This window comes from Agrobacterium sp. InxBP2 (assembly GCF_026191755.1).
Taxonomy (GTDB): Bacteria; Pseudomonadota; Alphaproteobacteria; order Rhizobiales; family Rhizobiaceae; genus Agrobacterium; species Agrobacterium pusense.
On the sequence record NZ_JAINDY010000029.1, the window covers coordinates 292340 to 304284 of the forward strand.

General features: G+C 59.9%; 13 protein-coding genes. 6 read left to right on the forward strand and 7 right to left on the reverse strand.

Annotation, left to right across the window (positions count from 1 at the left end; genetic code table 11):
- Positions 1-302: 302 nt before the first annotated feature.
- Positions 303-1295 (forward strand): WD40 repeat domain-containing protein, encoded by a 993-nt coding sequence (locus tag K7A42_RS13970; RefSeq protein WP_282455413.1) that lies wholly within the window; start codon positions 303-305, stop codon positions 1293-1295.
- A gap of 232 nt (positions 1296-1527) precedes the next feature.
- On the opposite strand, the gene K7A42_RS13975 is transcribed toward K7A42_RS13970, so the two are convergent.
- The 3 genes from K7A42_RS13975 to K7A42_RS13985 all read right to left on the reverse strand — a co-directional run bounded on the left by K7A42_RS13975 (position 1528) and on the right by K7A42_RS13985 (position 4453).
- A complete protein-coding gene (locus tag K7A42_RS13975; protein ID WP_282455414.1) occupies positions 1528-2709 on the reverse strand; it encodes an MFS transporter in 1182 nt (393 codons plus the stop codon).
- 290 nt (positions 2710-2999) lie between these two features.
- Positions 3000-3647 carry an outer membrane protein gene (locus K7A42_RS13980; RefSeq protein ID WP_107327619.1) on the reverse strand — a complete coding sequence of 216 codons (648 nt, stop codon included), beginning with the start codon at positions 3645-3647 and terminating at the stop codon, positions 3000-3002.
- Positions 3648-4165: 518 nt separating this feature from the next.
- Positions 4166-4453 (reverse strand): hypothetical protein, encoded by a 288-nt coding sequence (locus K7A42_RS13985; protein ID WP_004433441.1) that lies wholly within the window; start codon positions 4451-4453, stop codon positions 4166-4168.
- Positions 4454-4724: 271 nt separating this feature from the next.
- Between K7A42_RS13985 and K7A42_RS13990 the strand changes: the two genes are divergently transcribed.
- From K7A42_RS13990 to K7A42_RS14000, 3 genes are all read left to right on the forward strand, one after another.
- Positions 4725-5903: a hypothetical protein gene (locus K7A42_RS13990; RefSeq protein ID WP_282455415.1), complete on the forward strand. Its 1179-nt coding sequence runs from the start codon at positions 4725-4727 to the stop codon at positions 5901-5903.
- Between the two features lie 106 nt (positions 5904-6009).
- The gene (locus K7A42_RS13995; protein ID WP_004445173.1) at positions 6010-6651 is read left to right on the forward strand and encodes a DUF1007 family protein; all 642 of its coding nucleotides are present in this window, start codon (positions 6010-6012) and stop codon (positions 6649-6651) included.
- The gene (locus K7A42_RS14000; RefSeq protein WP_282455416.1) at positions 6645-7694 is read left to right on the forward strand and encodes a nickel/cobalt transporter; all 1050 of its coding nucleotides are present in this window, start codon (positions 6645-6647) and stop codon (positions 7692-7694) included. The genes K7A42_RS13995 and K7A42_RS14000 overlap by 7 nt, the downstream gene beginning before the upstream one ends.
- On the opposite strand, the gene K7A42_RS14005 is transcribed toward K7A42_RS14000, so the two are convergent.
- The 4 genes from K7A42_RS14005 to K7A42_RS14020 all read right to left on the reverse strand — a co-directional run bounded on the left by K7A42_RS14005 (position 7685) and on the right by K7A42_RS14020 (position 10248).
- A complete protein-coding gene (locus K7A42_RS14005) occupies positions 7685-7933 on the reverse strand; it encodes a hypothetical protein (protein ID WP_004445178.1) in 249 nt (82 codons plus the stop codon). The genes K7A42_RS14000 and K7A42_RS14005 overlap by 10 nt on opposite strands.
- Positions 7920-8612 carry a GNAT family N-acetyltransferase gene (locus K7A42_RS14010; protein WP_282455417.1) on the reverse strand — a complete coding sequence of 231 codons (693 nt, stop codon included), beginning with the start codon at positions 8610-8612 and terminating at the stop codon, positions 7920-7922. Before K7A42_RS14010 ends, K7A42_RS14005 begins: the two co-directional genes overlap by 14 nt.
- A gap of 193 nt (positions 8613-8805) precedes the next feature.
- Complete coding sequence (locus K7A42_RS14015; protein WP_004445183.1) at positions 8806-9501, reverse strand: tellurite resistance TerB family protein; 696 nt, start codon at positions 9499-9501, stop codon at positions 8806-8808.
- 108 nt (positions 9502-9609) lie between these two features.
- Positions 9610-10248, reverse strand: coding sequence for a 2-dehydro-3-deoxy-phosphogluconate aldolase (locus tag K7A42_RS14020; protein ID WP_006700245.1), 639 nt, complete (start codon positions 10246-10248; stop codon positions 9610-9612).
- A gap of 171 nt (positions 10249-10419) precedes the next feature.
- On the opposite strand from K7A42_RS14020, the gene K7A42_RS14025 reads away from it, so the two are divergent.
- Positions 10420-10908: a CYTH domain-containing protein gene (locus tag K7A42_RS14025; RefSeq protein ID WP_269842288.1), complete on the forward strand. Its 489-nt coding sequence runs from the start codon at positions 10420-10422 to the stop codon at positions 10906-10908.
- Positions 10892-11800 (forward strand): CHAD domain-containing protein, encoded by a 909-nt coding sequence (locus tag K7A42_RS14030; RefSeq protein WP_113382253.1) that lies wholly within the window; start codon positions 10892-10894, stop codon positions 11798-11800. Before K7A42_RS14025 ends, K7A42_RS14030 begins: the two co-directional genes overlap by 17 nt.
- The last annotated feature ends 145 nt before the right edge of the window (positions 11801-11945 follow it).

The following is an 11945-nucleotide window of genomic DNA, read 5'->3' on the forward strand; positions in this document are numbered from 1 at the left end:
GCCGACGCGCGTTCTTCGACACCGTACACGGCAGTTGAAATCATTGACGCTCCGGTGCTCTCGGCTCACCCCCCTCTGTCCGGCAGGACGGAGGGGGGTGAGCCCGGAGCACCGGAATCTCAATAATTTTCAACCGCTGTGCAGGGATGATTCCCCTACCGCAAAGAATTCTATCTCCTTGATTTCGCGAATCGTCCGAACGTAAAAGCGGTTCCGCTTTTGCCGGAAATGCTCTAGAACCATGCCAGCCGGCGGGAATGACGCCCCGCCAATCAGACACAGATACGAAAGACCAATACCCCATGCCGACTGTTGCCCCGCTTGATATCGAAGGCCACGTGGTCTCGACCCATTTTCTCGGCGACATTCCCCTGTTTGCCACCGCCGCCGGCACCATTCACCGGCTCGATGGCGGCGAGAAGGTGACTGAGGCGCATGACGGGCTCTTGACCTGCATTCGCGACCCCTACAGCGCCACGCTGCTTTCCGGCGGCGAAGACGGGCGTGTGCTGCGCATCGGCCATGATGGCAGCCTCAGCGAAATTGCCAACGTGCCGCGCAAATGGGTGGGCGTCGTTGCCGGCGGGCCACAGAAGGCGGTTGCTTATGGTGTCGGCAAATCCAGCTTCGTGCGGCTGCCGGACGGTACGGTCAAGGAATTCAAGGAAGAACGCACGGTGGAGGCGATCGCGTTTGCGCCCAAGGGCCTGCGCATTGCCGTTGCCCGTTATAACGGCGTGACATTGCATTGGGTCGCCACAGCAGGCGACCCGGTCGATCTCGAATGGAAGGGTGCGCATACCGGCGTCACCTTCTCGCCCGACGGCAAGTTCCTCGTCACCACCATGCAGGAAAATGCCCTGCACGGCTGGAAGATGGAAGCCACCAAGGGCGGCATGGAGGCCCGCCATATGCGCATGACGGGTTATCCCGGCAAGGTCAAATCCGTTTCCTGGTCGGCAAAGGGCAAATGGCTCGCCTCATCGGGCGCACCGGCCGCCATCGTCTGGCCCTTCTCCGGCAAGGATGGTCCGATGGGCAAGGCCCCGGAGGAACTCGGCACCCGCGCCAACATCATGGTGACCAATGTCGCCTTCCACCCCGTGGAAGATGTGCTCGCCATCGGGTTCATCGACGGCATGATCCTCGGCGTGCGCCTTGCGGACGGCAAGGAAGCCCTGCTGCGTCGTCCCGGCAAGGGTGCGATCACATCCATGGACTGGAGCGCCACCGGCAAGCTGCTCGCCTTCGCTTCAGAAGCGGGTGATTGCGGGATTATAGACATTTCGGCTTGAGGGCTGGCCGCCCGCGAGGCGGCCGCTTATCCCACGGCCAATCTCGCTGCCTCATTCCTGTGCCTGTCACAGGAATCCAGCCAGCCCAAGTCCCTGGGCTGAAAGGAGCCTCCCGTCGCGCAGACGCGCGTCGACCGGAATCCTGTGACAGGCACAGGAACGAGGGTCGTCCGCTATCTCGCCGCCAAGCCTTTGTGCAGGATTGCTGCCCCCTGCAATACCCTGCAATACCCTACTCTCCCACCTGCCGCCGCGTGAGGAACAAGAGCAGCAAAGTCGCGCCTGCACCGACCGAGGCGAGCCGGATCGAGGCCCCGAAGCTGGCATATTGCGATACGAACCCCATTAGCGGCACCGCAAATAGCGCAGCGAGAAAAATCGAATTCATATAGAGCGCCGTTGCCCGCGCCGTGCGTCCACGGGCAAAGCCCTGCACGAAGGTCAGACAGGTGCCGGCGAAAAGGCCGTAATAGGCACCCTCCATCGCAGCCCCCACCAGCATTGCGGGCAGGGTCGTGACCGAAGCGATGATGTTGAAGGCGATTATCGCCGTTATCGCCGCGCCGCTCAGAAGCAGCCTTGCGCTGATCCGGCGCATGATGCGCGGCGCAAGAAGAATAAGCAGGACTTCCATGGCGCATTTGACGCTGAGCGACAGGCCCGGCGCATAGTCCGGCAACCCCACTTCACGCACCAGAAACACCGGCAATGCCGAAGCGCAGAGCGCATGGGCGAAAGACATGCAGAAACTGGCCGCGGCGGCGAGAAGCAGCGGCATATTGCGCCGTGTGTCGCCCTCGCCCTGCGGCCGCCGTTCCATGGGGCTTGTCTGGTTCAACGGCACGACGACGAGCGCAAGACCGCCCCAGATGACGGCCATCAGCATGGCATTCACGAATACCGCCTTCGCACCCGCAAGGTCGAAGATCAGATAGGCGGCGGCGGGGACCAGCATCCATGCCAGCGACACCATCGTCCGCAGGAAGGCATTATAGGCGGCCGTGTCCAGCCCCTTCACCCGGCCATGATACCGGCCGAAACTGAAAATGAGCGTGCTTGCGGCGTTGGAAAGCCCCATGCCGGTCGCCGTTACGGCCACCAGCAGCGCCATATGCCCAAAGCTTGCCGCCGCGGCCGCGACAAGAGCGCCGCACACCGAAAGCAACAAAAGCGGCCTCACCCGCATCCCGGCATCAACGCGCTCACCATAAACGCGGCTTGCGACAATCGAAGCCAGCGCCGCCGTCACACTGTAAAATCCGACGGTGGCCGGCGGATGACCAAGCACCTGAATGATGTAGAAGCCGATAAATGGCACAACGGCGGCATTGGTGCTGCCGGCAATGAAGACCAGCAACGCGATCATATAGGCCTGGCGATCAAAAGCGCCCGGGAAAGTGCTTTTTTGTTGCATGGGAATCGTCTGAAGGCTGGCAAGCGGGGGTGGCACCCACCATCACATCGAAACGCTCCGCTGTTCAAGCCTGCGCGGAACACTGGATGACGTTTCGTCGCTGGAAGAAGACGAGACCTCTTCTCTCCACTCAGGATTTCTATCGCCCACGGGCTGGACCTGCTTCAGCGGAAAGCAAGTGTCGTTCGATTAAGGGCACCTGCCCGGGGATGTTCTCGCCACGGGCAGGTTATGAATTGATACTGCTTGACTGTCGCCCGATGCGTTCCGCCGGTACGAATAACCGCCAATCAGAACTTCACGCCGAGACCGACGTTAACGACGTGGTCGCTGAGCTTTCCATCGGCAGAGAGGTTCTGGATAGTGTAGGTCTTCTTGCCGAAATCGTTGTAGCGATATTCGAGACGGCCGAATATGTTGTCGGTGAAGGCGTAATCGATACCCGCACCAATCGTCCAGCCATTCAGCGTCTCGCTCGTGTTGCCGAAAGGCGTCTTGATCTTGCTGTTTGTGGCGGTGTAACCGCCGGCGGTGTAGATCAGGGCGCGGTCGATGGCATAGCCGGCGCGCAGACGTGCCGAGCCGTTCAAGCCCGAGGAAACCTTGCTGAGCTCGATCGTCTTTTTGCCCCAGGCGTAACCGAGGTCGCCCTCGACACCGAGAATGACTGACGGCGCCACTTCTGCATTGTAACCGGCAAAGCCCGCGAAGCGACCGCCATCAAAACTATGCTTTTCGGTGTCACCGTCTTCCGTGGCTTTCAAACGGTTCCAGCCATAGCCACCGGAAACACCGGCGTAAAAACCATCCCAGGAAAAGGCAGGCGCAGCGTCGCTGACAGCAGGCGCCGCCGGAATGTCGCTAACGGCATCAGCAGCAATGGCTGCGCCGGAAAGAACGCCAAGTGCGGCGAAGACGAGAAATGATTGTTTCAACATAAATTGCTCCTTCAAAACTGCCCTACCCGCCACGAAGCGGGCCTCGAACATAGCCGCCGCAGAAATCACGGTCACAAACGACGAGTCGGGGACACGTTCTAATTGAAGCATCCAAACGTTAAAAACAAGTAACAATGACGCAAAAACCAAATAATAGCAAATTATATTGTATATTTCTACATTATAACTTCGTATTTCATTTAAGGTAAAATTAGAATATCTAAACATAAATACACCGGATGCACGCATCTTTCTAAGGCACTTCAAGGATCGGCGAGCGCGACGACGCAGCTGGATCATCCTCCAAAAAAAGGGAGCCCGAGGGCCCCCTTCAGTCATGCGATGCGCCGTTTGTTCTTGCCAGAAATGCCATGCGTCAAACACACGCAACTCGAGGTACATCGCCGGCTTATGCGCTTCGCGCATCGTCTGCGTCGAAAATCCCTGATGATCTTCGAGCTGTCCCGTCAGAGCGGGATGGCGAAAGACAATGGTTTCGCCATCCCTTTCTTCGTTCCTTAGTGCCGGCGCTTCTTGCCGCCGTCATTCTTGTTGTCGATGACATCGACGGACGTCTTGTTGCCATTCAGCACGCCGTTCAGGATGCCGGTCTTGTTGCCATTCAAAATCCCGTTATTGGACAGGATGCCACTGACACCGAGATCGATGCTTGGCGAAACCACGACAAGGGCGCCGCCCTTGTTGCTGTTGCCGGACAGGATGCCACCCAGAAGACCGCCCGCATTGGCCTGACCAACGGAAGCGACAGTAAGAATAGCGGCTACACAAGCGAACTTTGCAATCATTTCTCTCTCCTCTTTTGTTTGATCACGCCATCTGGCGTAACTGAACTGTATATTTAGAGGATTCTAATTCAAGCAAAGGCTAATATTACAATAAACGATTAACACTAATACTGGCGATTTTAATAAAATATTACATATCTCGCCTCCGCCCTTTCGCTCCTTTTCCTAACAGTATCGGCAGGCACCTTTGGCGAAGACAGTAAAACCGGGCAGGAAACTTTATTAACCATCCAAATATAAGATATTGCTTAATTAGCGACCGGAGATGCAAATGCGGCTGGGGGGATATATCGCGCTTGTTCTCGGGCTTGCCTGCGCCTGCCGCGGGTGGGCGGGAGAAAAGGCCGATGAGCACACCATCACCTACAAATCCGGCATCTCCTATGACAGCAATTATTTCGCCGATACCAATCGGTTGAGCGCCATTTCGCTGCGCGCCGGCTTCGGGCTCACGGGCAAAGTCGCGCTTGAAGGGGCGGAACTGCGTTACTCGCTTGAGCAGGAAGAGGTTCGCCTTCCCCGTTATCGTTTTGCCAATGAGCATAACACCATCGCGTCGCTGGGTTTGACCAGACGCTTTTCCGAAAAGCTGGAATGGGCTCTTGAGTTGCGCGGCACCCGCAGCGATGCCGGCGATATTTTCCTGCACCTGCCGGAAGAAAATATCGGATACAGGCAGCTGGATCACAAGCTTGAAGCCTCCTCCCAGCTTGGCATCGTCGCCCTTGGCGGCAAGAACAAGCTGACGGCCAGCCTTGCCAGCCTGATGAAAGGCGAGGCGCGTTTCCGCCCGGCCTATTTCATCCCCACGCGTCTGGAGGCCAATGAGGCGCTCCTGTCGCTGAAGGCGGAACATGAACGGCCACTCGCCGGCGGTGAGGCTGGCATCACGATCGCCTATAACCGCATTCTCGTGCCGGAAGGGCAGCAGGAAAAATATGAGCGGTTTCCGGCCCATACGCTGCGCGGCTCGCTTGCTTACGGCTACAGGTTCTCGAACCGTCTCGCAGTGCTTGCCGAAGCTGGGCTGACCTCCATTTCCGGAGACGAGATCAGCGACAAGGTGAAGCGCACCCGGCCTTATCTCCGGGCGGAAGCCGAGCTGAAGGCCACGGACCGCATCGCCTTCGGCGTGGGCTTCTCGCAGGATTACGCCCTGTTCGATCCCGACGACCCGATCGCCGAATTTCACCGTCGCTGGCAGTTCGTCGTGAAAAGCAGGCTGGCCGAGAAGGTCGGCCTGGACCTCGCGCTGCAGCAGGTCCACAAGGACTGGATCTATTACAATTACGATACCAGCGAGCGCCGGCTGGTCGCCACCCTCTCTTTCGATACCGGCAAGAACAGCAAGCTGGAGGTGGAGTTCAACCGCCTGCTGCATGACGAGCGCGATACCGACCTTGCCTATGATGGCTCGAGCGTCACCTCGCGTTTCAGCGGCACCTTCTGAACTCCGTCTCAACCTGCGCGAAGGTTCGGACGCATCGGGTCGAAATTCGGTCCCAATTTCTGCTAGAGTCAGATCTTCCAGATTCGACGGCAGGACAGACCGGATAATGTACAGACGATTTTTGCTTCTCGCGGCCGGCCTCGCCTGCATCCCCGTCGCCGCCTCCGCCCATCCGCATATATTTGCCGAAGCCCGGATGGAAATCGTCGAGGGACCGAACCGGACCATCCAGGAAGTGCGCAACATCTGGCGTTTCGACGAGATGTTCTCAGCAAGCGTTGTGATGGATTACGACAAGAACAGCGATCTGAAACTCGACAAGGACGAGCTGGCCGAAATCGGCAATACCGTGCTGGAATCGCTGGCCGAATATTCCTACTACACCTTCATCACCGCTGACGGGAAACCGGTGGAGTTCGGTAAACCCGACGCCATTCATGTGGATTACAAGGACCAGCAGATTCTGATGTTCTTTTCCGTGAAACCGCTCAAACCTCTGGCGGTGAAGGGCAGGCTCAGCTTTGGCGCGTGGGATCCGACGATGTACACGGCGATCGATTTCGCCAAGGACGGCGACATCGCCACCGAGGGCAAGGATTTGAAGGCCTGCAAGCAGCATGTGGTGCGCCCTGATCCGGACGAAGTGATCTCCCAGAACCAGAATACGCTCACCGATGCCTTTTTCAACGATCCCACCGGTACAGACATGACCAAGCTCTTTGCCACGCGGCTGGAGGTCACATGCTGAGCCGCCGGGTCGGCCTGCTTGCCATCGTCATCGGCTTCATTGCCGTGGCCGGCGTGGCCCATGCGCAATCGCCGCTCGGCATAGGCTCGGCCGAACCGTCCTTTTCCGTCGGCGGGCCTTTCGCCCCGTTGATGCAGTGGATCAACGTGCACCAGCAGATGTTCTACCGGGCGCTGACCGGCGCGCTGAAGGCGATGCGCGAGGACAGCTGGGCGCTCGGTTCGCTGATCGGCCTCTCCTTTGCTTATGGCGTGTTCCATGCGGCCGGCCCCGGCCACGGCAAGGCGGTCATCTCCTCCTACATGATCGCCAATGAAACGCAGCTGAGACGTGGCATCGTCATCTCCTTCGTCTCGGCGCTCATTCAGGGCGCTGTCGCGATCGGCCTTGTCGGCGCGGCCTGGCTGGTGCTGCGCGGCACCTCAATTACCATGACGAAAGCGACACAGGCGATGGAAATCGCCAGTTTCGCCATGGTTGCCCTGTTCGGCGCATGGCTCCTGGTGCGAAAACTCTGGTCGCTGCGAATCCGGCGCGAGCCGGCCACCGTTTTCGCTGTGGCGGGTGAGGCACCGGCAGCAAGAACCACCGGCATGGGCACGGGGCTGCGGTTTCAGGGCAAACCGGTTTTTGCCGATCACGCCCATGACGGCTCGGGTGACCTCTGCACCGCCTGCGGCAAATCCCATGCGCCCGATCCGATGCTGCTGAGGGCAAAGAACTTCAGTCTTCACGAGGCATGGTCAGCCATCATCGCTGTAGGGCTCAGGCCCTGCTCGGGGGCTATCATCGTCATGAGCTTCGCGCTTTTGAACGGGCTTTATCTTGGCGGTGTGCTCTCCGTCCTTGCCATGTCGCTCGGCACCGCCATCACGGTCTCGGTCCTCGCCATCATGGCCGTCTCCGCCAAGGGTCTGGCCGTGCGTTTCGCCGGCCCCGGCAGCCGCAGGGCGGCCGGCATCAGCCACGCGATCGAAATCGCCGGTGCGCTCTTCGTCTTGCTGATGGGCCTGATGCTGCTCGGCGCGTCGCTTCAGTTCTGATCGTTATGGCGGCGCTGGTAACGCGCCCGCAGCCAGAACAGCAGGAAAAAACAGAGCACCGCCACCGTGCCGAAGGCGGCCGCCAGCCAGGGCGAATAATCCCCGAGCCACAACATGATTTTAGGCATGATGAAGAATATCAGCCCGAAGCCGAGGATGATGAGCACCGCGGCAATGGCAGGCGACCAATCCTTTCTGGCGGTTGGCGTCTCGGGCTTTGGCTTTTCAGGCGTTGGCATGGGCAAGCTCCGCGCGAATATCCTCAAGCTTGCGCTTCTGCGTGCCGTCAGCTGTAAAATTGTCCGGTGAAAGCCAGGCCTCGAAGGCCCTGCCGATCAGTGGCCATTCGGCGTCGATCATGGAAAACCACGCCGTATCGCGATTTTGCCCCTTCGAGATCATATGCTGGCGGAAGACGCCTTCGAAGGTGAAGCCATAACGCTTCGCCGTCGTCTTGGAGGGCTCATTTTCGTTGTGGCATTTCCACTCGTAACGGCGATACCCCAGATCCTCGAACACATGCTTCGCCATAAGGTAATGCGCCTCGGTGGCAAGCGGGGAACGTTTCATTTTCGCCCCATGGGCGACGGAGCCGACTTCTACCACGCCATTGGCGGGATCGGGCCGCATGTAGCTCGCCATGCCGACGATTTCGCCCGTTGTGCTTTCGACAAAGACCAGCGTCACCCAGTTAAGCTTTTCGCCAGCGCCAACAAGCCAGTCGCCAAAGGCATCCGCATCGGGAAAGGCGCTTTGCGGGAAATATCTGAGCAGCGCATTGGTGCCTTCGCCGCCAAGCGCAGCCCAGAGTTTCTCCAGATGTTTGTCGCGATCGAACGGTTCCGCCGTTACATAACGGCCCTTCAGCACCACCGGCTGCGGCGCCGGACATCCCTTGAATTCACTCAGATCGCGCATTCTCTTCCCCATTTGCTGGGAGAAGGATTAGGGCAAGCGGGGCGGGATGACAACAGTGGATGTGGGGGTGGGATGCGGTGATCTCGGCGGGGCGCTTATCATCCTCGGTGGGCGTGGCTCACCCCCCTCTGCCGGCAGGGCAGAGGGGGGAAGCCACACGCTCAAACCTTCACGCCCAAGCCCAAACGCCAACCTACACCTTCGCCGCCACCACCGTCGCCTCGATGTGATCCACCAGCGCATCCGGCAACCCAAGCCGCCCGGCAAGAAGATCGAGATACCCCCGCTCCGCCCGCGTATCGGCCTCGATGGCAAGCCGCGAGGCGGTATAAAGCTCCACCTTCTGCTCTTCCGTACGGGCAGCGGCCACCAGCGCGTCGATGTCGAGCGGATCGGCCAGTTCCTTTTCGAGGAAACGCTCGGCTTCGCTATCGAGGCCGGAAACCTGCACCTTGTCCATGATATTGGCGCGCTCTTTCTCATCGATATGCCCGTCGGCCTTGGCAGCCGCGATCATGGCCTGGATGAGCTTCAGCGCGAAATCATTGGAAAGCGCCGGCGACTGCGGATGGAAAGCGGAATCGGCGGGCGGAGCGAGAAGTTCCGGCTCGGGTTTCGGCGCGGCTTCCGGCGCCTGTCCTGACTTGTAATTCTTGTAGGCGAGGTAACCGAGGCCAGCGATGGCGGCGACACCGCCGATGGTGGCGACGTTGCCGGCGAGCTTGCGGCCGGTTTTGGTGCCCAGGATTGCGGCGGCGAGAGCCCCGGCCTTGAGGGGATTGTTCTTGGCGATATCGGCGGCCTGCCCGGCTCTGTCACGGACGCTTCCCGAAAGGCCCGGCACCTGCGAGCCGAGGAATTGTTCAAGAAGCTTCTTGGCGTCGAACATCAAAATCTCCTGTAGAGGTCAAATCTACAGGGGAGATAGGAAGCCGTGGGCCGATTATAAATGTCAAACCCGCTCACGCCTTCGTGAACGGGTTTGACAGGAGACAAATCAGCCGCGCAGCGCAGCAGCTTCGGCGGCAAGCTTGGTGATGCCCGCCCAGTCACCCGTCGCCACCAGTTCGCGTGGGGCAACCCATGAGCCGCCGACGCAGACGACGTTCGGCAGGGAGAGATAGTCGTTGGCGTTCTTGAGCGATACGCTGCCGGTCGGGCAGAAGACGGTGCCGGCGAGCGGCGAAGACAGCGCCTTGAGGTAAGGTGCGCCGCCAGCCTGTTCGGCCGGGAAGAACTTCAGCACCTTGTAACCCTCGTCGCGCAGCGCCATGACTTCGCTGGCAGTGGCGGCGCCCGGAAGCAGCGGCACCCTGGAGCTGCGCGCGGCTTCCAGCACGCTCTTGTTGATGCCCGGGCTGACGATGAAGGTGGAACCGGCTTCGGCAGCCGCCTCGAAATCCTTCGCATTGAGAATGGTGCCGGCGCCGACATTGGCGCCTTCCACTTCCGCCGCAACAGCACGGATGGCGTCCAGCGCGGCCGGCGTGCGCATGGTGATCTCGATTGCCTTCAGACCGCCAGCGACCAAAGCACGCGCAAGCGGCACGGCGGAGGCGGCGTCATCCACGATCAGCACCGGCACGACCGGCTGAAGTTTCAGGATGGAGAGAAGTTTTTCGGAGTCCTGGGCCAAGATGAGCCTCCTTGCGCGATTGAAACGATTGAAATCCCGTTTACCGATTAGCCTGCCCCGGCTTTGATGTCGAGGCATGGCAAGGCCATTTTTTGCCCTGATACTTCAATCAATTCGCTTCTTCATCAAGCTGTCTTGCGATAGTCTGGCGCACCAGTTTGCGGAGACAGCATGGCCAAGGAAATCGAACGGAAGTTTCTTGTTGCAGGCGGTGAATGGCGCGATGAGGTAACGCATAGCATGGCTTTCCGGCAGGCCTATGTCGCCTCCATGGAAAATCGTTCAGTCAGGGTGAGGATCGTCGACGGGCGTGACGCGACACTCACAATCAAGATCGGCGCAAGCGCGCTTGTTCGCGACGAATATGAATATCCCATCCCGCTGGAAGATGCCGAGGAACTGATGGCCAGCGCGCCCGGCGTGGTGATCGAGAAGACGCGGCACACGGTTGATCACGGCGGCTTCACCTGGGAGATCGATGTTTTCGAAGGCCGATATAAGGGGCTTATCGTGGCGGAAGTGGAGATGGATGACGAAAATGCCGATCCGGATCTTCCTGTCTGGCTCGGCAGGGAGGTAACGGGCGACAGGCGCTTTTCCAACCAGTCCCTGGCCACGGACGACCAGAGCGGAGATCTGTCGGATGCCTTTCAGAATTGATCCGAAAAAGCCCTTTGACGATGAAATCCGCCGCGCCGGCCTGGAATTGATCGAAGAGACGGTCACCATCCTGCGTGACCGTCCGTCCGGCCCGCACGAGGCCGTGCACGATGCGCGCAAGCGCTTCAAGCGGCTGCGAGCCCTCTACCGCCTCATCCGAAAGGCGGCGCCGGATTTCAGCCGAGAGGAAAATGCCCGTTTCCGGGATATTGCCCGTTCGCTCGCCTTCGCCCGTGATGCGACGGCATTGGTGGAAACGGCGGAATATCTGGAGGCTTTCGCGCTCTCCGATACACAGGGTGAGGCGCTGCGGTCCATCACGGCGATGCTGCGCGCGCGTCGGGATCATGCGGTGAAATACGAGGCCGCTCTCGACGAGGCGATTTCTGCGGCCATCACCGGCTGCGAGGCGGGACGTGAACGGCTGAAGACGCTATCGCTGCCGGATGAGCTCAAGGACAGCGCCCGGCTGCTGAGGACAAGCTGGGCGCGGCAGAGGAAACGGGCGCGACAGGCGCTGGCCGATTGCCACGAGCGGGCCGATGTCGAGCATTTTCATGAGTTGCGCAAGGCCGGCCAGACCTACTGGATGCATCTTGGTCTGATGAGGCGTATCTGGCCATCCGCCATGCGCGCCAAGCGCGCCGATACCAAGCGACTGGTCGACATTCTCGGCCACGAACACGATCTCTCGGTTCTCGCCGCCGTGGCCGACCGCGAGCCCGACCGCTTTGGCAACGGCGAACGGCTGGCACTGCTGCTCGACGCCATCATCGAAAGGCAGCAGGCGCTGCGTGCCGAAGGCCTTGAACTGGCAGATGAGGTCTTTTCCGAATCTACTCGCACGGAAAGCCGCATCGTCGGCCTGCTGTGGCGGCAGGCGGCGAAGTAGGCCAAACGCCACTTTCGGCGCTCGCTCACCTCCGTCATTCCGGCCTTGAGCCGGAATCCAGCCAGCCCAAGTCCTTGGGCTGAAAAGACTTGTCCCGCCGCGCAGACGCGCGTCGGCTGGATTCCGGCTCAAGGCCGGAATGACG